At 71.1% G+C, this 21,895-nt stretch carries 20 protein-coding genes and 1 tRNA gene; 13 read left to right on the plus strand and 8 right to left on the minus strand.

Features of this window, described 5'->3' with window-relative positions; genetic code table 11:
• Nucleotides 1–134: 134 nt before the first annotated feature.
• Nucleotides 135–953, minus strand: coding sequence for a hypothetical protein (locus tag ACFCV8_RS00315; protein ID WP_376682976.1), 819 nt, complete (start codon nucleotides 951–953; stop codon nucleotides 135–137).
• A gap of 264 nt (nucleotides 954–1,217) precedes the next feature.
• On the opposite strand from ACFCV8_RS00315, the gene ACFCV8_RS00320 reads away from it, so the two are divergent.
• Entirely contained in the window at nucleotides 1,218–1,772 is a 555-nt protein-coding gene (locus ACFCV8_RS00320; RefSeq protein ID WP_376682977.1) for an ATP-binding protein, read from the plus strand.
• Between the two features lie 31 nt (nucleotides 1,773–1,803).
• Here the strand turns inward: ACFCV8_RS00320 and ACFCV8_RS00325 are convergent, their stop codons facing one another.
• Both ACFCV8_RS00325 and ACFCV8_RS00330 read right to left on the minus strand, forming a co-directional pair.
• On the minus strand, nucleotides 1,804–3,267 hold the full coding sequence (locus tag ACFCV8_RS00325) for an aminopeptidase P family protein (protein WP_376682978.1): 1,464 nt from the start codon (nucleotides 3,265–3,267) through the stop codon (nucleotides 1,804–1,806).
• A gap of 113 nt (nucleotides 3,268–3,380) precedes the next feature.
• Nucleotides 3,381–4,727, minus strand: coding sequence for a PP2C family protein-serine/threonine phosphatase (locus ACFCV8_RS00330; protein ID WP_376682979.1), 1,347 nt, complete (start codon nucleotides 4,725–4,727; stop codon nucleotides 3,381–3,383).
• 645 nt (nucleotides 4,728–5,372) lie between these two features.
• On the opposite strand from ACFCV8_RS00330, the gene ACFCV8_RS00335 reads away from it, so the two are divergent.
• Nucleotides 5,373–6,083 carry a bifunctional DNA primase/polymerase gene (locus ACFCV8_RS00335; protein ID WP_376682980.1) on the plus strand — a complete coding sequence of 237 codons (711 nt, stop codon included), beginning with the start codon at nucleotides 5,373–5,375 and terminating at the stop codon, nucleotides 6,081–6,083.
• Between the two features lie 794 nt (nucleotides 6,084–6,877).
• On the opposite strand, the gene ACFCV8_RS00340 is transcribed toward ACFCV8_RS00335, so the two are convergent.
• From ACFCV8_RS00340 to ACFCV8_RS00350, 3 genes are all read right to left on the minus strand, one after another.
• A complete protein-coding gene (locus tag ACFCV8_RS00340; RefSeq protein ID WP_376682981.1) occupies nucleotides 6,878–7,843 on the minus strand; it encodes a DUF5926 family protein in 966 nt (321 codons plus the stop codon).
• A 248-nt stretch (nucleotides 7,844–8,091) separates the two neighbouring features.
• Nucleotides 8,092–8,736 (minus strand): ATP-binding protein, encoded by a 645-nt coding sequence (locus ACFCV8_RS00345; protein ID WP_376682982.1) that lies wholly within the window; start codon nucleotides 8,734–8,736, stop codon nucleotides 8,092–8,094.
• 53 nt (nucleotides 8,737–8,789) lie between these two features.
• A complete protein-coding gene (locus ACFCV8_RS00350) occupies nucleotides 8,790–9,638 on the minus strand; it encodes a glycerophosphodiester phosphodiesterase (RefSeq protein ID WP_376682983.1) in 849 nt (282 codons plus the stop codon).
• Nucleotides 9,639–9,895: 257 nt separating this feature from the next.
• On the opposite strand from ACFCV8_RS00350, the gene ACFCV8_RS00355 reads away from it, so the two are divergent.
• Nucleotides 9,896–11,350, plus strand: coding sequence for a S1C family serine protease (locus tag ACFCV8_RS00355; protein WP_376682984.1), 1,455 nt, complete (start codon nucleotides 9,896–9,898; stop codon nucleotides 11,348–11,350).
• Between the two features lie 79 nt (nucleotides 11,351–11,429).
• Nucleotides 11,430–11,516 (plus strand) — tRNA-Ser (locus ACFCV8_RS00360).
• A 24-nt stretch (nucleotides 11,517–11,540) separates the two neighbouring features.
• On the opposite strand, the gene ACFCV8_RS00365 is transcribed toward ACFCV8_RS00360, so the two are convergent.
• Together ACFCV8_RS00365 and ACFCV8_RS00370 are read right to left on the minus strand one after the other, a co-directional pair.
• Nucleotides 11,541–12,098: an NUDIX hydrolase gene (locus ACFCV8_RS00365; RefSeq protein ID WP_376682985.1), complete on the minus strand. Its 558-nt coding sequence runs from the start codon at nucleotides 12,096–12,098 to the stop codon at nucleotides 11,541–11,543.
• Nucleotides 12,099–12,190: 92 nt separating this feature from the next.
• Entirely contained in the window at nucleotides 12,191–12,697 is a 507-nt protein-coding gene (locus ACFCV8_RS00370) for a hypothetical protein (protein WP_376682986.1), read from the minus strand.
• A gap of 202 nt (nucleotides 12,698–12,899) precedes the next feature.
• On the opposite strand from ACFCV8_RS00370, the gene ACFCV8_RS00375 reads away from it, so the two are divergent.
• The 9 genes from ACFCV8_RS00375 (at nucleotide 12,900) to ACFCV8_RS00415 (ending at nucleotide 21,799) form a co-directional block, all read left to right on the plus strand.
• A complete protein-coding gene (locus tag ACFCV8_RS00375; RefSeq protein WP_376682987.1) occupies nucleotides 12,900–13,325 on the plus strand; it encodes a hypothetical protein in 426 nt (141 codons plus the stop codon).
• Nucleotides 13,326–13,476: 151 nt separating this feature from the next.
• Nucleotides 13,477–13,932: an SCO4225 family membrane protein gene (locus tag ACFCV8_RS00380; protein WP_376682988.1), complete on the plus strand. Its 456-nt coding sequence runs from the start codon at nucleotides 13,477–13,479 to the stop codon at nucleotides 13,930–13,932.
• A 439-nt stretch (nucleotides 13,933–14,371) separates the two neighbouring features.
• Nucleotides 14,372–15,964, plus strand: coding sequence for an ABC transporter substrate-binding protein (locus tag ACFCV8_RS00385; RefSeq protein ID WP_376682989.1), 1,593 nt, complete (start codon nucleotides 14,372–14,374; stop codon nucleotides 15,962–15,964).
• 172 nt (nucleotides 15,965–16,136) lie between these two features.
• Nucleotides 16,137–17,327 (plus strand): acyl-CoA dehydrogenase family protein, encoded by a 1,191-nt coding sequence (locus ACFCV8_RS00390; protein ID WP_376682990.1) that lies wholly within the window; start codon nucleotides 16,137–16,139, stop codon nucleotides 17,325–17,327.
• Nucleotides 17,328–17,329: 2 nt separating this feature from the next.
• Nucleotides 17,330–18,376, plus strand: coding sequence for a bifunctional MaoC family dehydratase N-terminal/OB-fold nucleic acid binding domain-containing protein (locus ACFCV8_RS00395; protein WP_376683032.1), 1,047 nt, complete (start codon nucleotides 17,330–17,332; stop codon nucleotides 18,374–18,376).
• A gap of 1 nt (nucleotide 18,377) precedes the next feature.
• Nucleotides 18,378–19,412, plus strand: a complete 1,035-nt coding sequence (locus ACFCV8_RS00400; protein ID WP_376682991.1) for an acyl-CoA dehydrogenase family protein — start codon at nucleotides 18,378–18,380, stop codon at nucleotides 19,410–19,412.
• Nucleotides 19,409–19,816, plus strand: coding sequence for a MaoC family dehydratase (locus ACFCV8_RS00405; RefSeq protein WP_376682992.1), 408 nt, complete (start codon nucleotides 19,409–19,411; stop codon nucleotides 19,814–19,816). The genes ACFCV8_RS00400 and ACFCV8_RS00405 overlap by 4 nt, the downstream gene beginning before the upstream one ends.
• The gene (locus tag ACFCV8_RS00410) at nucleotides 19,813–20,979 is read left to right on the plus strand and encodes a lipid-transfer protein (protein WP_376682993.1); all 1,167 of its coding nucleotides are present in this window, start codon (nucleotides 19,813–19,815) and stop codon (nucleotides 20,977–20,979) included. Before ACFCV8_RS00405 ends, ACFCV8_RS00410 begins: the two co-directional genes overlap by 4 nt.
• Nucleotides 20,980–21,163: 184 nt before the next feature.
• Entirely contained in the window at nucleotides 21,164–21,799 is a 636-nt protein-coding gene (locus ACFCV8_RS00415) for a SigE family RNA polymerase sigma factor (protein WP_376682994.1), read from the plus strand.
• Nucleotides 21,800–21,895: the final 96 nt, after the last annotated feature.

The following is a 21,895-nucleotide window of genomic DNA, read 5'->3' on the forward strand; positions in this document are numbered from 1 at the left end:
GAAAGGTGGTCCGGCACGCGGGTGCGCGACGGAATCACGACACCTCTCCTCTCCCCCGCGAACGGCGGGCATGCGCCGGGCGGGCACGGTACGGGGAACGGGAGCGTTCCGGGCGCCGGGCGGAGGGTGTCGCGTCAGGCTGCGAGCGCGTACGCGGACGGCGGCCCGCGCCTGATCACCTGGTGCTGCAGAGGGTCCCCGGCGGCGGGAACCGGGGCATCGGCCGCCGTACGGGCGAAGCGCGGCCCGGTCGCCGGGCCGGAAAGCCCGGCCCGCAGGACGCCGACGAGGGCGAACGCCGCACGCAGCGCACTCAGCCGGGCCCCGGCCGCGATCTGCCGCGCCCCGTGGGAGGACAGCCGGACCAGCCGGAAAAGGGCGATCTCGCCACGGCGCAGCAGCCAGCCGGTGGCCAGCGCGGCCAGCAGGTGACCGAGCACCATGGGCAGGTCGGGCAGCAGGCCGAGGGTGCCGGAGCCCATGCCGGGCATGCCCGGCATCCCTGAAGCGGCGGCCACGTCGTACCGCGCGTCGGCCAGCACGGACGCCGGGTCGATCCCCGCGGTGGTGACGATGCGATGGGCATCGGCGGCGTTCAGCTGGGCCGGTCCGGCCCCGCAGACCAGGCTCGCCGCGAACCGGATCAACGCGTCGTCGCCGTTCACCGCGGCGTTCGCAGGGGTGCCGTGGGCGCCCAGGCCGAACAGGGCGTGCAGGGCGATCTGCCCGCCCGCCAGCGCGGCGGTGATGGACGGCAACGTACGCTCGCGCCCGGCGAGCGGCGCCGCCACCGCGAACATCCCCAGGAACCCCGCGAGCAGGGTCCACCAGGGAACCGCCGCACAGGAGGCCAGCGCATGACCGGCCGCGGACAGCGCGACACAGACCGCGGCGAACACCGCGGTCCTCAGGAGCCGCAGACCGGCTCCGGCGCGTGCGACGGGCATAGACATGGCGGGGCCATCATCGCACCGGCCCACCGCCACCGGAACGGCAGGTCCACCGGGTCGGCATCCGCCCCCGCGTGCCCCGACGCGCCCCTCACGTGCCCGACGCGCCTCCCCGCCGTCCGACGCGCCCGGCCGCCTCGGCATACACGGGCGCACGGAGAGCTGGCTATCCGCCGAATGAGCGGTCTCACATCCGGGGTGCGCTTACGAAGGTGACCGCGCGGTAATACGTATCGGTATGTCGAGCCGCAGCCAGGAGGCTGGAGCATGAGCATCTGGTGGTCCCTCCATCTGCGGCGAGAGGCCGCGAGCGTCCCGCTCGCCCGCCGCTTCCTGCTGGGCACCATGGAGACCGCCGGGGTCGACCCGGACATCTCCTTCGACCTGTCGGTCGCGCTCAGCGAGGCCTGCGCGAACGCCGTGGAGCACGGCGGCGCGCACCGGGCCGGGCCGGACCCGGAGAACCGGGAGGACGGGCGGCTCCAAGAGGACCGGCCGGACCCGGAGGAGCCGGCGGCCCCCTCGGGCCGGTACCGGGTCACCGCCTATCTGGACGGCGAGCGATGCCGTATCGAGGTCGCCGATTCCGGCCCCGGCTTCCCCGCAAGGAGCCCGCTCCCCGGCACCGAACGGCAGCCCGGCACCGATGCGTACGCCCCCCGGCCCTGTCCCCCGCCCGACGCCGAGGACGGGCGGGGGCTCTGTCTGATCGAGCAGCTCGCCGACCATGTGCACTTCGGCAACCGCCCCGGCAGCGGGGCCGTCGTCAGCTTCGACAAGATCCTGAAATGGCGGAAGGACGCGCTGCTCATGGTCTCCTGAGCAGCGCGTCCTTCCGTCCGGTTCTCCCGGGTCAGCCCTTGAGCGAGGCCATCCACGCCTCGACCTCGTCGGACCGGCGCGGCAGCTTGTCGGAGAGGTTCCGGTTGCCGTCCTCGGTGACGAGGATGTCGTCCTCGATCCGGACGCCGATGCCCCGGTACTCCTCGGGCACGGTCAGGTCGTCGGCCTGGAAGTACAGACCGGGCTCGACCGTCAGGCAGACACCGGGCTCCAGCGTGCCGTTGACGTACGTCTCGGTGCGCGCGGCGGCGCAGTCGTGGACGTCCATGCCGAGCATGTGACCGGTGCCGTGCAGCGTCCAGCGGCGCTGGAGCCCCAGCTCCAGGACCTTGTCGACGGAGAGGTCGCCCAGCAGGCCCCACTCCACGAGCTTCTCGGTGAGGACCCGCTGCGCGGCGTCGTGGAAGTCGCGGTAGGCGGCGCCGGGCTTCACGGCGGCGATGCCCGCCTCCTGGGCCTCGTACACCGCGTCGTAGATCTTCCGCTGGAGCGGGGTGAACGTGCCGTTGATCGGGAGGGTGCGGGTCACGTCGGCGGTGTAGAGGTCGTTGGTCTCCACACCGGCGTCGAGCAGCAGCAGCTCGCCGGAGCGCACCGGACCGTCGTTGCGCACCCAGTGCAGGGTGGTGGCGTGCGGGCCGGCCGCGCAGATCGAGCCGTAACCGATGTCGTTGCCCTCGATGCGGGCGCGCAGGAAGAAGGTGCCCTCGATGTAGCGCTCGCTCGTCGCCTCGGCCTTGTCGAGGACCTTCACGACGTCCTCGAAGCCGCGCGCGGTGGCGTCGCAGGCCTTCTCCAGCTCGGAGATCTCGAAGGCGTCCTTCACCAGCCGGGCCTCGGAGAGGTAGACGCGCAGTTCCTCGTCGCGCTCCGCGGTGACCTTGTCGGTGAGCGCGGCCTCGACGGAGGCGTCGTGGCCGCGCACGTTGCGGACCGGGCCGGTGGCCTCGGCCAGCGCGGCGGACAGCTCGCGCACGTCCTTCGCCGGGATGCCCAGCAGCTGCTCGGCCTCGGTCAGCGAGTGGCGGCGGCCGACCCACAGCTCGCCCTGGCCGTCGAGCCAGAACTCGCCGTTCTCGCGGTTGGAGCGCGGCAGCAGGTGGATGGTGGCCTCGTGGCCGTCCGCGGTCGGCTCCAGGACGAGGACGCCGTCCTGCGTCTGGTCGCCGGTGAGGTACGCGTACTCGGTGGAGGCGCGGAAGGCGTACTCGGTGTCATTGGAACGGGTCTTCAGGTTGCCCGCGGGGATGACCAGCCGCTCGCCGGGGAACCGCGCGGACAGCGCGGCGCGGCGGTCGGCCGTGTGCGCGGCCTGGGCGATCGGCTCGAGGCCGTGCAGCTCGGTGTCGGCCCAACCCGACTTCATGTTCGCGGCGAGTTCGTCGGAGACGCCCGGGTACAGGCCGTTCTTCCGCTGCTTGACCGTTTCTTCTTCCTCGGTCTCCGGGTTCTCCGGGGTGAGCTCCTCAGCCACGATTTGTCTCTCCTTGATACGACACTGGACCCCGACCATCGTACGGGCGTGCCGATAGGGGGCACAGAGCCGGAAGGCCTGTTACAGGCCCGGCCCGTGTACCGCACCGCGGTTCAGCCGAAGCGGGCGGCCAGGACGACCACGTCCTGGGTGGCGTCGCCGTGGTCGGGGCCGTCCGGCAGCATGGCGCGCAGCACGTGGTCGGCGACGGCCCCGGCGTCGTGGCGCGCCGCCTTCGGCACGGACGCGGCCGCCGAGTGGAGCCGGGCGAACGCCCGGTCCGTCGACCCGCCGGCGCGGCGCAGGAGTCCGTCGGTGCAGAGCAGGACGGTTTCTCCTGGTGCCGGGGCGATCTCCACACTGGGCGCCTCCCAGCAGGCGAGCATGCCCAGCGGGGCGGAGACCGAGGTCTCGACGAACTCGGTGCGCCGGTCGCCGATCACCAGCGGCGGGGTGTGGCCCGCGCCCGCCAGCAGGATCTTGCGCCCGGCCGGCTCGCAGTGGGCGAAGAGCGCGGTCGCGGTCCGGGACGGTTCGGTGAGCCGCAGCAGCAGCTCCAGATCGGAGAGCACGGCGACCGGGTCCTCGCCCTCCATCACCGCGTACGCCCGCAGCCCGGCCCGCAGCCGGCCCATGGCGGCCAGTGCGCCGGGCCCGGACCCCTCCACCGAGCCCACGGCGAGACCGAGCGCACCCTCCGGCAGCGCCAGCGCGTCGTACCAGTCGCCGCCGCCCTGCGACCCGCGGTGGTGCCGGGCGGCCAGCTGTACGCCGTTGACCCGGGGCAGCCTGCTGGGCAGCAGCTCCTCGGTGACGGTGGCGACATCGGCCCTGGCCCGCTCCAGCTCCACCAGCCTGGCCAGGTGCTCACCGGCGTACCGGGTGTAGAGGCCGACGAGATGGCGCCGGCGCTCCAGCGGTTCGGCGGGTTCGTCGTACAGCCAGACCGCGGCGCCGAGCAGCCCGGTCGCCTCGGCGGTGAGCGGTACGGCGTAGCTCGCCGCGTAGCCGAGCAGGGCGGCGACCTCGCGGCGGCGGGGGTCCAGCGCGGTGTCGCCGAGCAGATCGGGGGTGGCCGGTGCGGCCTCGGTATCGGGGAACCCCTCCAGGATGCGGCCGTACGAGGTGGCGGCGCGCGGCACCGTCTCGATCAGCCCCAGCTCGGCGTGGGTGAGTCCGAGGCCGACGGTGCTCACGGGGCCGCGGCGGTCGGAGGGTTCGAGGACGACCAGGCCGCGGCGGGCACCGACCAGGGCGGCCCCGGCGTCCAGCAGTTCGTGCAGCGCCTCGTCGAGGGTGCCGGTTCTGGCCAGCCGCTCGGTGAGTTCGTGCAGCGTGGTGAGATCGGAGATCCAGCCGGCGAGCCGGTCCTGGAGGAAGGTCCCCGGAGCGGACGGAACGTCGGACAGGGACCCGGGAGTGTGCGCTGAAACCGGAACAGTGGGATCGATTCCAGCCACTTTCGGAAGATGCGGGGCGCTCATGGCTTCCGGCTTTCCGACCAGTGTTTTTCGTCGAATAGCATCGCAAACCCCCATGTCATTCTGCGCCGCCATCTGCGCATCCACATGTACACGCAGCACCACATGTACACGCACATGTGAGGCGATGTCCAGCATTGTCCCCACGGGAAATATGGTGTCCAAGAGAACGTCAAGTTGGCCAAAAATCGTGGCTCAGGGTCGCCATTTGCGGTCGACTGGGCGTGCTCGACCAGGGGTGTTCTTCGGGTGAAGTCCTGGAGAGAGCGTCATTTCGGGCATGCTGGGTACGTAATCGATGAAGGCCGGGGACAGTCCGATCGTCCCGGAACCCAGCAGGCGGCCCGGGCGTCCTCTCTGGTGACGGCCACGCCCCCACCCTGAGTGGCGGGGTTCGCACTTCGGGACCGCGGGCGCGATATGCGCGCCGCTCCTCGCCATGCGTGTCCGGACCGTCCCGTCCGGGCCCGTCCCGCACCTGCTCGGCCCATGCTCGGTATCGACGACCCACCCGTACCGCAGACCTGAAGAGCATGTACGCACAGCGAAGCAAGGCTCACGTACAGCAATTCGCACGTGGTGTGACGTGGACCCTCGGCGTTCAACGGAAAGGAACGAGCGCTCATGCGCGAGATCCTCGGAAGGCGACGCAGGCTCCGGCGCGGGGGAAGGACCGCCCCGCTCGACGCGGCCCTGACCTGCGCCACCGCATGGCGGTGGCCCGTACTGCCCGGAGTGGGGCCGGGGGTGGGCGGCGGTCGCGGCTGCGCCTGCCCCGATCCCGAGTGCGCCGTGCCCGGCGCGCACCCCTTCGACCCCGGCCTCCTCGCGGCGACCACCGACGAGCGCATGGTGCGCTGGTGGTGGACCAATCGGCCGGGTGCTCCGATCGTCCTGGCCACGGGCGGGCGCGCGCCGTGCGCGCTGAGCCTGCCGGCCGTGGCCGCGGTCGGGGCGCTGGCCGCGCTCGACCGGATGGGTGTGCGGCTCGGCCCCGTGGTGGCGACGCCGACGCGGTGGTCGATCCTGGTCGCCCCGTACGACCTCGAACGTCTGGGCGAGCTGTTGTACGCCCAGGACTGGGTGCCCAGTTCGCTGCGCTTCCACGGGGAGGGCGGCTACATCGTCCTGCCGCCGTCCGTGGCGGGTGCGGGGCAGGTGCGCTGGGAACGGTCCCCCGTCCCGGGGATCCGGCCGCGTGCACTGGGCCGGACCAGGAAGAGCGGGGGCGCGGTCGCCGCCGCTCCGTGGCTGCCGGATGTGGGGACGGTGCTGGACGCGTTGGTCGAGGCGAGCACCGGCGCGCCGGACGGCGGCAGCCGGCTCGCGTACTGACCGGCGCGGCCCCCGGGACGCAACCCGGTCCGTAACCCGGGTCCGTACCTTGAAGGCACCCCTGCTCGGTGCCCCCGGCCCGGAATCCTGGCCTTGGGCCGGGCCGGGATTCCGGCTGGAATCATGGTCGGATTACCGGTCCGGATCGCGCCGTGCGAAATCTGCTGCTGCAAAGCCCGGTCCGAGAAGTGTGCCTGACGCCCTTTCCGCGGATCCTTCCGTAGGTCTTTCCGTGGATCTTCCCGTAATGCGACACCTTGAAGCTCGTCGAATGTTCATTCGATGAATTCGGGCGGAAAATGGCTCCGGAGTCAGATATTCGAAACCCCTCCGGGGTACGGGTATATGCCCCTCGTCCGGAGTCGCGGAATATGCGGTGTCCGATATCCGGTGTCGTGCATCCGCTGTCCGGCGCGGGCGATCCGGCACGTGTCGTTCCGGTATCTCCCCTGGGAGGCAGGGGTGTTCGGGGAAAGGAATGCGTCCGGGCTGCTCGGCGGCGAGGGTCCGGGTCACGGTGCCCGGAGCGGTGCTCGACGGGGGTGGAGAGGGCCGGAAGGGTTTGTGCGCGGGCCTGTGCGCCGCGCCGCACGCTGTGCGCCGTATCCGGAAATGAGGATGCCCGGTCGCTGGCGACGGGGGATGCACCAGCGACCGGGCTTCTAGAACGGTAACAAGAGATCTGCCGTTCGCAAATTCGATCTCGCGTATTCGGACAGGGATTTACCTGCGAGTACCGGGGTTTGTGACGCGAGTCACGCGATGACCCCCGCTGGGGCCGGGGGCCGTCACTGTCAGCTGAGCGTCACCTGGCGATTGGTGAGCCCGCCACGTGCCCGGCGTTCCTCGGCGCTGAGCGGCGTGTCCGAGGCGAGCGCCCCGGCCAGCCGCTCGGCGAACTCGACCGCGGGCTTCTCGCACTCCTCGGCGCCCATCGAGCTCGGCAGGTCCCAGACCGGGACCATCAGCCCGTGTGCCCGGAAGGAACCGACCAGCCGGGTCCCCTCGCCCAGCGAGGAGGTACCGGCGGCGTGCAGCCGGGCGAGCGCGTCGAGCAGCTGCTCCTCGGCGTGCGGCATGACCCAGCGCAGGTGGTTCTTCTCCGGCGTCTCGCACCAGTACGCGGCTTCCACACCGGCGAGCCGGGTCGTCGGGATGGCCGCCTCGTTCGCGCGCTCCAGGGAGGCGCCCACCTCGGGGGTGGCGTTCTCCGCGTCCGGAACCCAGAACTCGAACCCGGTGTGGACGACGGGCTCGAACGCCGCGGCCGGGTCGAGCACGTCCTGGAGCCGCGGGCCGTCGGCCGGTGCGCGCCGTGCCGCCACCGGCGAGCCGGGCTCGGCCTCCAGCGCCTGCCGCAGCGTGTCCGCGAGGTCCCGGCTGAGGTCGCCGGAGGGGGTGTCGTTCTGCAGGGCGAGCAGTACCGAGCCGTCGTCGCGGCGCAGCGCGGGCCAGGCCATCGGCAGAACGGTCGCGAGCGACACTGAGGGAACGCCCTCGGGCAGCCCGTCCTTCAGCGTCAGTTCGACCGTCGCGGCGGGCACCAGCTCGCGCAGCGCGACCCAGTCGCACTCGCCGGCCAGCCCTTCGAAGGGGCGGTGGACGAGCTCGGTCACGGCCTGGGCGGCGGCGCGGCCGTGGCACGCCTTGTAACGGCGGCCCGAACCGCACGGGCAGGGCTCACGAGCCCCGACCACCGGGATCTCGCCGTCCTTGAGCTGCGGCTTCCCGGCCTTGGACTGAGGGCGCTTCTTGGCCATGGTGGGCTTTCTCCCGGTTGCGACAGTGCGGTCTGGGCCGCGAGCCTAGCCGCCCCCGGCGGGTACCGGACACAGGTGGCCATGACCACCGCACCAGCCCCGCCCCGCACCCGCCTCCGCTTCCAGCACCCTCGTACGTGCTCCGAGTCCTTACCTGATGCGCACCCGCGTACGCGCCCCGAACCCGGCACCCCGCGTCCTGGCGCGCGCCCGCGCACCCCGCGTCCCGCACCCGGCTCCGGGCGGTGTCAGCCCGCGTCTTCGAAGGCGTCCGGGAAACCCAGCCCGTCGAGCGACAGCCCCGAACCCGGCCGGGCCGACGCCACCGGCACACCGGATCTGCCCCGCGTACCGGATGCCCGCTCATGTCCCTCGTTGACCAGGACCCAGACGGTCACCTCGCCGGACGAGCTGTCCCGTACGCCCCACTCCTCGGCGAGCGCGCTGATGATGTTGAGCCCCCGGCCCCCGCGCGCCGTCACCGACGGCGTAGCCGGAACCGGACGTGTCGGGCCGCCGCCGTCCGTCACCTCGACAGTCAGCCCGCCGGTCCGGTCGACGTGCCACGCGGCGCGGACGTCACCGTCCCCCACGTCCGCGTGCCGGCCCAGTGGTCTGCCGTGCCGACAGGCATTGCTGAGCAGTTCGGAAAGAATCAGTACTGCATCGTCGACGACCGAATCCGACACCCCGTGGCTGCGCAACTGCTCGCGCATCCGGTGTCGCGCCTGGCCCACGCCCGCAGGGCCATGGGGTACGGCCATGCTCGACGACGTGGGCACTTCCTGTGCCACCACCAACGCCACCCCCGAGACCTCCTTTGCCCCACGCCACGGTGTGGATGCCCCCCTGAGCTGGACCGGAAACCGGCCATTGGGCTGCCGGTGACGCACTCGTAACGATCGAATACCGTTCGAATGCGCCGGTGCACTCCGTGTAACTGACGCTAAGAACGTCCCAGTTGTGACAGGACCTGTTTTGGGCGGTTCGTGATGATTGCGTCGACCCCCAGGTTGACGCAGAGCTCGACGTCCTCCGGTTCGTTCACCGTCCAGACATGCACGCGGTGTCCCGCGCGGTGCAGTCGCTCGACGTAGCCGGGGTGGTTGCGCACGATCCGCACCCCGGGGCCGGCGATCCGGGCCCCGGCGGGCAGCCGTCCGTCGCGTAGGCGCGGTGAGACGAACTGCATCAGGTACACCGTGGGCAGCGTGGGGGCCGCGGCCTGGACGCGGTGCAGCGAGCGCGCCGAGAAGCTCATCACGCGTACCGGTGACGGTTCGCCGGGCGCCGGGGCGTCGAGTCCGAACCGCTTCAGCTGGTGCAGCAGCCGCTCCTCCACCTGGCCCGCCCAGCGGGTGGGGTGCTTGGTCTCGACGGCCAGCTGGAGCGGGCGTCCGGCGGCCCGGGTCTCGACGACGAGTTCGAGCAACCGTTCGAGGGTGAGTACGGAGGTGAGCTCCCCGGGCACCGGATCCCAGTCCGGGGACTCCGTCTCCGGGGCCCCCGACTCCTCGCGGGCCTTCCAGGACCCGAAGTCGAGGGCGGCGAGATCGGCGAGCTCCAGCGTGGAGACGGCGCCGCGGCCGTTGGACGTACGGTTCACCCGGCGGTCGTGCACGCACACGAGGTGGCCGTCGGCGGTGAGCCGTACATCGCACTCCAGGGCATCGGCACCGTCCTCGATCGCCTTCCGGTACGCGGCCAGGGTGTGCTCGGGGGCGTCGTCGGAGGCGCCCCGATGGGCGATCACCTGGATGGGCTGGTGGGCGGGTTGCTGCCGTGCGTGGGTCACCGCGTCATCGTGTCACCGCGCGGAGGCCGCCTCGCGCACCCCGCCCGGCGGACGGGCGCACTCCGCGAAGCGGGCGGCGCACACGGGCCGTGGTGCGTCTTGTGCCCGGTGCGCGTTTTGCCCGATGTAAAGATTGGTGTGCGGATGCACAGGTCCTGCTTACAGTGGCCTGACGTGCCTTGGGAAAAGCTGTAAGCAGACACCTACACAGCGGATCTCTTGCCGAACTTTGATGTGGAACCGAGGAGTAAAGAGCTGTGAGCACAGAGAACGAGGGCAACGAGGGCACTGCGGCCGGGGCCGTTCCGTCCGTTCCGTCCGCACCTCCCGTGCCGGCCGACGCTCCTCAGGCACCGCCCGGGAGTACGCCCCCTGCCCCCGCCCCTGCTTCCGCGCCCGCTCCGGCGGGCGCGCAGGAGACCCCGCCCGCCCCGGCGGCGCCTCCGCACACGCCCCAGGTGCCGCACGCCCCCCTGTCGGCCGCCGAGGCCAACTGGCCGCCGCCCGCCGTGCCCGCGTACGCCTCCCCCGGTGCGGGCGGCGGCGGCCCGGTCTGGGGCGCTCCGTCCCAGCCGTACGGCCCGGAAGGCCCGCGCAAGCGGCGCGGGGCGAGCAGCCTGGTGGCGGCGGTGGCGGTCGCGGCGCTGATCGCCGGTGGCATCGGGGGTGCCCTCGGGTTCTGGGCGGCCGACCGCAACGGCGACTCCGGGTCGACCACGGTCTCGGCGTCGCCCAACCCGCAGGACCTGAAGCGCGACCCCGGCACGGTCGCGGGGGTGGCGGCCAAGGCGCTGCCCAGCGTGGTCACCATCGACGCCCAGAGCGGTGACGGCGAGGGCGGCACGGGCACCGGCTTCGTGTACGACAAGCAAGGCCACATCCTCACCAACAACCACGTGGTGGCCTCCGCCGCGGACAGCGGCCAGCTCACGGCGACGTTCTCCGACGGCCGGAAGTACGACGCCGAGGTGGTCGGCCGGGCCCAGGGGTACGACGTCGCCGTCCTGAAGCTGAAGAACCCGCCGTCGGGCCTCACCCCGCTGTCCCTCGGAAACTCGGACCAGGTCGCGGTGGGCGATTCCACGATCGCGATCGGCGCCCCGTTCGGCCTGTCCAACACGGTCACCACGGGCATCATCAGCGCGAAGAACCGCCCGGTCGCCTCCGGCGACGCCTCCGGCGGCAGCAACTCGTACATGAGCGCCCTCCAGACCGACGCCTCGATCAACCCGGGCAACTCCGGTGGCCCGCTGCTCGACGCGCGCGGTGCGGTCATCGGGATCAACTCGGCGATCCAGTCGACCGGCAGCAGCATGGGCCAGAGCCAGGCGGGCTCCATCGGCCTCGGCTTCGCGATCCCGATCAACCAGGCGACGAACGTCGCCCAGCAGCTGATCAAGACCGGCAAGCCGGTCTACCCGGTGATCGGTGCCACGGTCACCATGACCGAGAAGACCGGCGGCGCGGTCATCTCCGACCGGGGCGCGGGCGGCACCGAGGCGGTGGCCAAGGGCGGCCCCGCGGACCGGGCCGGACTCAAGGCGGGCGACGTCATCACGAAGTTCAACGACACCGTGATCGACAGCGGCCCGACCCTGATCGGCGAGATCTGGACCCACAAGCCCGGCGACCGCGTCACGCTGACCTACAAGCGCGACGGCCGCACGGCAACGGCCCAGGTGACCCTCGGAGAACGCAGCGGCGACAGCTGACCGACGGCAGACGGGGATTGCCCACCGGATTCGATCAGCCGGTACGCTGTAGGCCCCCCGCCACGAGTGGGGGACCAGGGGTGGGTTGCCCGAGCGGCCTAAGGGAACGGTCTTGAAAACCGTCGTGGCAGCGATGTCACCGTGGGTTCAAATCCCACACCCACCGCTTGAAGGTCAGAGAACGTGCTGATCAGAAGGGGTGTCCCGACCGAGGGACACCCCTTCTGCGTTCACCGAGCACGTGGAGCAGCCCGACCAGAGAGCCACTGCTGACGATCTCGCGTCTGTCGATCAGGCCCCGCACGTCGGCCAGCGGGATCCATTCGATCCGGTCCGACTCGTTCTCCTCGGTCGGCGGTCCCTCGTACGTCGCCCCGTCGGCCCGGAAGATGTGGTGCTGGGAGTCGGTGATGCCGTTGGCCGGCTCGGCGTAGATCAGCGGCTTGATCGGGCCGGGCCGCCAGCCGGTCTCCTCCAGCACCTCTCGGGCTGCCGCTTCAGCCGGGCTCTCGCCTTCCTCGACCAAACCCATGGGAAGTTCCCACGCCCAGGCGTTGGTGATGAAGCGGTGCCGCCACATCATCAGCACCTCGCACCGCTCGTTGACGACAGCAGCCACGGCCAGGTGTCGGAGCTTGACGACGTGGTGCTCCCAGCGGTTCCCGTCCGGCGTCTCGACGTCAGTGAGCCACAGGTTCACCCAGCTGTTCTCGTAGATGGGACGTTCCCCGTGGATCTTCCACCGCATCGCTGCGGCCTCCAGCGTCGCAGAACAGCGGCTGACCGGCGCTTGGTTCGACCACGTTTCACATCAGGCTGACGAATACCGGCGAACGTGTCCTATGGGGTTGCCACCTCATGCGGGAGCTCGCACAAGTCGTTCCTCGTGTGCAGGCGCCGGAGGTCCTGGAGTGCGGCGACGGGGAAGGGGTGCTGTACCCACTTGGCCCGGTACCCGTCCTCACCGTGTACCCGGAGCACGTCCTGCGCCGCCTCCATGATGGCGTGGCTCAGTAGGGCGCGGGGCTGTTTCGACCGCCACACGAGCTTTCCCTCCGAGTCCGGCTTGTCATAGCTGGTGGACATGTCGGGGAACTCGTAGATCGCGATGTTCACATCCGAATCCTGGCCTCGAAGGACCCACCTCACCTCGGCGGGTTCGAGGTCGAATGAGACCCGCTGGACAGAGGTGGGGCCGTAGAGACCCGCCACGCGATGGAGCAGGTCGGCGAGTGCGTCGGTGCAGTAGCTGACGAAGCGTTTCTGCTCGGAAGCGCTGTCCGCGATACGGCACGTGGCCCAACCGGAACCGCTGAGTTCCCAACTGAATTGGAGATCGCCCGGCACCGTTTCACCTCCGGTGATTGCCTGTGGAGACGGTACAGCCGAGGTGTTGCTGCTGTGTCCGGGGGCGCGGTCGGCCGGCCTCCGGCGTCGTGGAGAAGGGGCCGACCGGGGCGGGGCCGGCAGCTCTTTCATGTCCCGGGCTGTTGTCAGTGGCCGCTGTTAGCGTCCGGTCGCTCTGGAAGAGGTGTGTGGGGAGGGGCGCATGGGGGCTTCGGGGTGGGACTACTCGGTGCCGTACCAGGAGGATCTCGTCGGGGCGTTCGAGGCGCTGCGGCGGAAGGTCTTCGAGGAGCGGGACTACTACTGGGAGCCCGCGGAGGAGGGGCGGCCGTGGCCGGGGAGTATCGAGGAGTTGTGGGACGACGAGATCGTCCGGGAAGCGGGGACGCACTCGATCCTCGACATCTTCCGGATCATCGGGCCGGAGGACGAGCCCGAGCACTTCACGATGAGGCAGGTGACCGAGGAGGAGGCGCTGCGGGTCCTGGGGACGAGGAAGCTCACCCGGGCGCATGTGCCGAGGTTCGAGGGGTTCGACCACTGGGGCTGGTACGGGCGGTGTGCGGTGCTCCATGACGAGCGGGGGGAACCGCGGGAGATCTGCTTCTGGGGGTACTGGGGCGACTGAGGCGGCGACAACACCCCTGGCGGGAACGGGGGTCCGGTACCGATCGAACTTGGGTACGGATACTCACGACGCGGTCGCGGGCCCGCCGGAAGCATGGGAGCACCAACAGCTTCGGGGGGAACCGATGATGAATGTTCGTGCTCTGGTCCGTATGACCTTCGGCAATGCCGCTTCGGCCGTCTATCTGGGGATCGTCGGCGCGTCCGTCGTGTTCGAAGCGGCCGTCGTGCTGTTCGGGGAGCCGGGGATGGTCGGGGTGTGGCCCGTGCTGCTCACCGCACCCACCTCTCTGGTCGTCGTGGGCGCGGCGGGAGCGGTCCTGGGCACGGACGGGTCGGCCTGGCTCCTGTTCGTCGCGCCCGTCGTGGGCGCGCTGGTCCAGTCGTTCGCGCTGGGGGCGCTGTGGGGGCTCTGCGTGGCCGGCGGGGGCGGGTCCGTCCGGCTCGCGGCTGAACCGAGGAGCGGCAACACGCGTGCAGAGACTGTGGGTTTGCTGTGCGTGGGAGCCGGAGGGTGGGGGTCCGGATCGGTTGATAGCCCGCTGTTTCATGGAATGTGGTGCCCGGGCGGGCGGGTGCGTGGGAGGGGAGGATTCCGGACGGAGTGAGGAGCGGCGGGGCGCTGTGCGGGGGAGTCCCGTATCACGTTTAATCGCGGGTCATTCGCTGACCAGCGGGGTGAGGGGCGTGCGGCGGCGGGGGGCGCGGTGGGGACCGTTCGATATCAGCCAACTGCGGCTGTGGAGTCGGCCAGGGGTGATCGGTCTTGTCGCAAGATGTGGCGCCACATGGACCCCCCTCCTACTAGATTGTCAAAGCAGCACGAGACCGATCATGATCTGCACCCCAACGTTCATCAGCTGTCATTCGACAGCCGGTCACTACAAAGAATCCTGGTGAACACCATGTCCGGGCAGTCTGTCCACCCGTACCGCCGCGTACGGCCGGGCTGGCAGTGCTGGATGGTCGCGACGTTCGCAGTAGTTCTGACCTGATCCGGTTGTCCGGGGCCCCCACGCTCCCGGCCGAGAGTATGAGGCACGTTCTGTGAAGGTTCGTACGAGACGGTCGGCCGCGTTGATCTCCGGCGGGCTGGTGGCGGTGCTGCTGGCGGGGTGCGGGTCCGAGGACCAGATCTGGCCGTTCGAGAGCAGCAAGGGCCGGATGGTGGTCGGCATGTCCGACGGCATCCTGGCGACGGACCCGGCCGCGGGGTACGACCCCGGCTCCTGGCTGCTCTTCAACAACGTCTTCCAGTCCCTGCTGAGCTTCCCGCCCGGAGGCTCCACCCCGGTGCCTGAGGCGGCCGACGAGTGCGGGTTCTCCGACGGCAGCAAGACGTACACCTGCACGCTGCGCGAGGGGCTGAAGTTCAGCAACGGCCACAGCCTCACATCGGCGGACGTCAAGTACTCCTTCGACCGGGCCATCAGGATCAACGACCCGGCGGGCCCGGCGCCGCTGCTCTCCACGATCGCCTCGATCAGCACCCCGGACGAGAAGACCGTCGTATTCCGCCTCAAGGTGCCCGACGCGACGTTCCCCAGCAAGATAGCCTCGGGTGCCGGATCCATCGTCGACAGCCGGGTATATCCCAAGGACAGCCTGCTCAAGGGCGGGAAAACGGTCGGCTCCGGTCCGTACAAGCTGGATTCCATCGATAATTCGCAGGCCGACTTCTCGGTCTATTCGGGCTATCGGGGAACCGCCGAGGTGAAGAACTCCGGCGTGACGATGAAGCTTTTCCGAGGCGACCAGCAGGCGCTCAAGTCCGCCCTGGAGAAGGGCGATGTCGATATCGCGTACCGCGGTCTCACCGCCAAGACGATAGCCGCCCTGGACACCTCGCCCACCGCCGACAAGGACGGCCTCGACGTCGTCCAGGGCAGCAGCGCGGAAGTCCAGCACATGGTCTTCAACGTCAAGGACCCGGTGGTCGGCAAGCTCGCCGTGCGCAAGGCCATCGCCCACCTCATCGACCGGTACGCCCTGGTCAGCAAGGTGTACGAGTCCACGGCGACCCCGCTCTACTCGATCGTCCCGGTCGGCATCACCGGCCACGGCAACTCCTTCTTCAACATCTACGGGGACAAGCCGCAGCCGCAGAAGGCGAAGGAAATCCTCAGGGACGCCGGCATCACCGAGAAGGTGCGGATCGTTCTCTGGTCCACCCCCAGCCGTTACGGGCCGGCGACCGACGACGAATTCCAGACCATCGCCGACCAGTTGAACGCCAGCGGGCTTTTCGACGCCAATATGAGGTCCGTGCCCTACGGCGATTACGAGAAGGGCATCGCCGACGGCAAGTACGGCGTCTACGTGAAGGGCTGGGTGCCGGACTATCCCGACCCCGACAACTTCACCCAGCCGTTCTTCGGTGACGGAAACGTCCTGTCGAACAATTACGAGAACGCCGACATCACCAAGCAGATCATCCCGCAGACCTCGTCGATGACCGACCGTTCCAGCGCCCGGCAGTCGTTCATCAAGCTCCAGGACGCCGTGGCCCGCGATCTGCCGCTCCTGCCGCTCTGGCAGGGGAAGCAGTACGCGGTCGCCAAGGAGAACGTCCGGGGACTGCAGAACTGCCTGGACACGTCGACGGTCTTCCGGTTCTGGGAGCTCAGCACCGCGGGATAGGCCGCGCAAGAGTTCGTCCAACGGCCCGCGTGCGGGTGCTTCGGCACCTCGCGCGGGCCGTTTCGTGTGTCCCGGACGCGGTGGTGAGGCCCGTGACCTTGACAGCGGCAGTGAATCTGACGGACAGTCAGAAACCCTGATCCGTAAGCACCGTGTCCGGGAGGCGGCTGCCGTGCACCTGGCCCAGACGGAGCGCCAGCTGCTGCTGCGCGCCGAACTCCGCGCGTACTTCCGTGAGGTGATGCCCGCGAGGAGTGCGGGTACGGCTCCGGGGGCGGCGGACCCAGACGAGCAGCGGCGCGTCCTGCGCGCGATCGGCGCCGACGGGATGCTCGGGCTCGGCTGGCCGGTCGAGTACGGGGGCCAGGGGCGCGGTGCCGACGAGCAGTTCATCTTCTTCGACGAGGCGTACCGGGCGGGCGCACCGGTCTCGATGGTCACCCTCAACACCGTCGGCCCGACGCTGATGAAGTACGGCACCGAGGAGCAGAAGGCGTACTTCCTGCCAAGGATCCTCCGCGGCGAGCTCGTCTTCGCGATCGGCTACAGCGAGCCCGAGGCCGGTACGGACCTCGCCTCGATGCGGACCAGGGCGGTGCGCGAGGAGGGCGCCGACGGGGCCGGCCACTGGGTGATCGACGGGCAGAAGATCTTCACCAGCAACGCCCAGAACGCCGACTGGATCTGGCTGGCCTGCCGTACCGATCCCGAGGCGCCCAAGCACCGCGGCATCTCGATCGTGCTCGTGCCGACCGATGCCCCCGGCTTCTCCTGGACCCCCATCGAGACGGTGGGCGGGTTGACCACGACCGCCACCTACTACGACGGAATCCGGGTGCCCGCCACCAACCTCGTCGGCCCGGAGAACGGCGGCTGGGGGCTGATCACCAACCAGCTGAACCACGAGCGGGTGGCGCTCGCGGCGATCGGGATGCAGGCCGAGGACTTCTACGGGGCGGCGCTCGCCCATGCCCGTACCCCGGACCCGGAGACCGGCCGGCGCCCGGCCGACGAGCCGTGGGTGCGCGCCCGGCTGGCCGAGGCGTACGCCCGGCTGGCGGCGACCCGGCTGCTCAACTGGCGGCTGGTGGCGGAGGTCGGGGCGGGTTCACCGGCCCCGGGCGAGGCGAGCGGGGTGAAGTTCGCGGGGACCGAGAGCGCCGTGGAGGTGTACCGGATGTGCCAGGAGATCACCGGGGAGGCGGGCCTGCTGAGGGGCGGTTCGCCGGGGGCGTTCGGGGACGGGGAGCTGGAGCGGATGAACCGGGCGGCGCAGATCAACACCTTCGGGGGCGGGGTGAGCGAGGTGCAGCGGGAGATCGTCGCGACGATGCGGCTCGGCATGGTGAGGGGCAGGCGGTGACCGTGGTGCGGGAGGAGCGCGAGGGGTACGAGGGGCACGACGGGCAGCTGGGGAGCGACGAGCTGTACGGGCGGCTCAAGGCGTTCGAGGGCCGGGCCGCGGCCAGCGCGGGCACCGGCAAGGACCCGGTGAACGAGCCGATGATCAGGCACTGGTGCGAGGCGATGGGAGACACGAACCCGGCGTACCGGGGGCCGGACGCGGTCGCTCCGCCGACGATGCTCCAGGCGTGGACGATGGGCGGACTGTCGGGCCACACCGATCGGTCGGCGGCGTACGAGGAACTGTTCGGGCTGCTCGACGGGGCCGGGTGCACCTCGGTCGTCGCGACCGACTGCGAGCAGGAGTACCTGCGGCCGCTGCGGCCCGGGGACCGGATCACCTTCGACGCGGTGATCGAGGCCGTCTCGGAGCGGAAGACGACCAGGCTGGGCACCGGCTACTTCGTCACCACGCGCATGGACGTCCGGGCGGAGGGGGAACTCGCGGGGAGGCACCGCTTCCGCATCCTGAAGTACGCGCCCGCGGCGAAACCGGCAGCTGAACCGAAGCCGGAACCGGCCCCGGTGAAGCAGGCGGAGAAGGCGGAGAAGGCGGGGCAGACGGAGAAGGCAGGGCAGGCGGAGAAGGCCGTACGTCCGCGCCCCCGCCCCGTGATCAACCGCGACAACGCCGGTTTCTGGCAGGGCGTGAGCGAGCACCGGCTGCTGATCCAGCGCTGCGGCGACTGCGGCACGCTCCGTTTCCCCTGGCTGCCCGGCTGCAACGCCTGCGGCGGCCAGGCGTGGGACACGGTCGGGGCGAGCGGTGAGGGCACCGTCCACAGCCATGTGGTGATGCACCACCCGCCGTTCCCGGCCTTCGCCCCCGACGGCGGGGGCGGCCCGTACGCGGTGGCGCTGATCGAACTGGCCGAAGGGGTGCGGATGGTCAGCAACGTCGTCGGGGTGCCGTACGACAAGGTCCGCATCGGCATGCCGGTGCGGCTCGAATTCCTGCGTGTAGACGCGGAGTTGGAACTTCCGGTGTTCCGGGGAGGGGAGGGCTGAGATGGATTTCGCACCCACCGAGGAGCAGACCGAGGCCAGGCTGCTGGCGGCCCGGATCCTCGGCGACCTGTCGACGCCCGAGCGGCTGGCGGTGGCGGGCACCGGCACGGACGCCGAGCTGTGGAAGGAGCTGTGCGCGGCCGGACTGACCGCGGCCGTCGAGGAGATCGGGCTGCTGGGCCTGGTGCTGCTGCTGGAGGAGCAGGGGCGTACGACGGCGCAGGTGCCGCTCGCGGCGAGCTGCGTCTACGGGCTGCTGGCGGTCGCCGGGCACGGCAGTGCCGAGCAGCGCGAGCGGCTGCTGCCCGCGCTCCGGGACGGCACCGCCGTCGCCACCGGGGCCTTCCCGGAGCGCGGCGGCGTGCGGTCCGACGGTGACGGGCGGCTGAGCGGGAGCGTGCCGTACGTGCCGTGGCTGCGGGACGCCTCGCTCGTGCTCGTACCGGACCGGGAGCGACGGCTGTGGCTCGTGCGGACCGGCGGCCCCGGGGTGCTGGCCGAGCCGGTGGAGACCACGGCGCCATGGTCGGCGGCGCGGCTGGTGCTGGACGGGGCGGCGGGGGAGCGGCTCGGCGGCGCGGGGGCGTACGCGGGGGTACTGGCCGCGGGACGGACGGCGTTCGCCGGGGTGCAGGCGGGGGTGTGCGCCGGTTCGCTGGCCCGTGCCGTGGACCATGTGAACACCCGGGAGCAGTTCGGGCGCCCGCTCGCCACCAAGCAGGGGGTCCTGCTGCGGGCCGCCGACGCCCATATGGACACCGAGGCGATCCGGGTCACCGCGTACGAGGCGGCCTGGCGTCACGACGCGGGGCTGCCGTACGCCCACCGGGCGTTGACCGCGGCCTGGTGGGCGTCGGAGGCGGGGAAGCGGGTGGTGCACGCCGGTCAGCATCTGCACGGCGGCACCGGCGCGGACCTCGACCACCCCGTGCACCGCCACTTCCTCTGGGGGCGGCAGCTCGACGCCTATCTGGGCTGCGGTGGCGAAGTGCTTCAGGAACTCGGCGAGTCGCTGGTGAAGGAGGGGATGGAGTGAAGGCCGGTGACCGGCTCGCGCCGCTGGAGATCGAGGTGACCCGCACCCTGATCGTGGCGGGCGCGATCGCCTCGCGCGACTACCAGGACGTGCACCACGACGCGGAACTCGCCCGGGAGAAGGGCTCCCCGGACATCTTCATGAACATCCTGACGACCAACGGCCTGGTCGGCCGGTACGTCACCGACCGGCTCGGCCCCCGGGCGGCGCTCCGCCGGGTCGCCATCCGGCTGGGCGCGCCCAACCACCCCGGCGACACCTTGGTCCTCAGCGGCACGGTCACCGCCGTCGGGGCCGACGGTACGGCCGAGATCGCCGTCGTCGGGACCAACGGCATCGGCCGTCACGTCACGGGCACGGTGGTCGCCCGGCTGGACCCGGGCGACGGGCAGGAGGCGGCATGAGCGTACGCAGGGCCGACCGGCTGGGCGGCCGGGCCGCCGTCGTGGGGATCGGCGCGACCGAGTTCTCCAAGGACTCCGGGCGCAGTGAGCTGAAACTGGCCGTCGAGGCGGTCCGGGCCGCCCTGGACGACGCCGGGCTGTCCCCCGCCGATGTGGACGGGCTGGTCACCTTCACCATGGACACCAGCCCGGAGATCACGGTCGCCCAGGCGGCCGGGATCGGCGAGCTGTCGTTCTTCTCCCGCGTCCACTACGGCGGCGGCGCGGCCTGCGCCACCGTGCAGCAGGCGGCGCTGGCCGTGGCGAGCGGGGTCGCCGACGTCGTGGTCTGCTACCGCGCGTTCAACGAGCGCTCCGGGCGCCGCTTCGGCTCCGGCGTGCAGCAGCGGGAGCCCACCGCCGAAGGCGCCGCGCTCGGCTGGAACCTGCCCTTCGGGCTGCTCACCCCGGCCTCCTGGGTCGCCATGGCCGCCCAGCGCTATCTGCACGCTTACGGGCTGACGCCGGAGGCCTTCGGCCACGTCGCGGTCACCGACCGGCGCCACGCCGCCCGGAACCCGGCCGCGTACTTCTACGGGAAGCCGATCACGCTCGCCGACCACGCGGCCTCGCGCTGGATCGTCGAACCGCTGCGGCTGCTGGACTGCTGCCAGGAGACCGACGGCGGGCAGGCGATCGTCGTCACCAGCACCGAACGGGCCCGGGACCTGCGCCGCCCGCCCGCCGTGATCGTGGCCGCCGCGCAGGGCGCCGGGCGGGCGCAGGAGCAGATGACCAGCTTCTACCGCGACGACCTGACCGGCCTGCCGGAGATGGGCGTGGTCGCCCGGCAGCTCTGGCGCACCTCCGGACTCGCTCCCTCGGAGATCGACGTGGGCATCCTCTACGACCACTTCACCCCGTTCGTCCTGATGCAGCTGGAGGAGTTCGGTTTCTGCGGCCCGGGTGAGGCGGCGGACTTCGTGGCGGCGGACGCGCTGCCCCTGAACACGCACGGGGGGCAGCTGGGCGAGGCGTACCTGCACGGGATGAACGGCATCGCGGAGGCGGTCCGGCAGATCCGCGGAACGTCGGTGAACCAGGTGCCGGGCACCGCGAGAACCCTGGTCACCGCGGGCACCGGCGTCCCCACCTCGGGCCTGATCCTCGGTACGGACGACTGACCGCGGGACCTGCTCCCGGACGGGGTCCGTGGCTCCTCGGGGCCACGGGCACCCCCCTGAGCCGGGTGGACGGCGACTCCACCTACAGGAGGTGGAGCAGGCCCTACCCCTACGCCCTGAGGCGGACGCGATTTCGGGACCTGGGGCCGATCCCCGCGACGGCGCCCGCTCCTAGCGTGGAGCCATGACCACGCCAGTCTGCACGGGCGGCTCCGGGGGAGTCGCCACCACCGGGCGCACGCCGTACGCCGGGCACGGACCGCGCACGGCGCCGCGCACCGCACACGCCTCGCGCGCCCCGTACGCCCCGTACGCCCCGTACGCCCCGTATCCGTCGTTCACCTCCTTCGTCCGGGCGCGGGGGCCGGTGCTGCTGCGCGCCGCGCGTTCGCTCACCGCCAACCCGAGCGACGCCGAGGACCTGCTGCAGACCGCGCTGACCAAGACCTACGTGGCCTGGGAGCGGATCGAGGACCACCGGGCGCTCGACGGCTACGTCCGCCGCGCCCTGGTGAACACCCGGACCTCGCAGTGGCGCAAGCGCAAGGTCGACGAGTTCGCCTGTGACGAGCTGCCCGAGCAGGAGACCGTCCAGGGGCCCGACCCGGCCGAGCACCAGGTGCTGCGCGACGCGATGTGGCGCGCCGTGCTCAAGCTGCCGGCCCGGCAGCGCGCGATGGTGGTGCTGCGCTACTACGAGGACCTGAGCGAGGCCCAGACGGCCGAGGTGCTCGGGGTCTCCGTCGGTACCGTGAAGAGCGCGGTCTCCAGGGCGCTCGGCAAGCTCAGGGAGGACCCGGAGCTGGCTCCGGTGCGATGATCCGGCTGGTCCCGCCGTACGCGGAGAGACAAACGACACGGTCGAACAAAACCGATTCGTACTCCCGGAAGTAGTGACATACCGAGTGGTATGTGC

It is taken from the genome of Streptomyces sp. NPDC056347 (genome assembly GCF_042262625.1).
Taxonomy (GTDB): Bacteria; Actinomycetota; Actinomycetes; order Streptomycetales; family Streptomycetaceae; genus Streptomyces.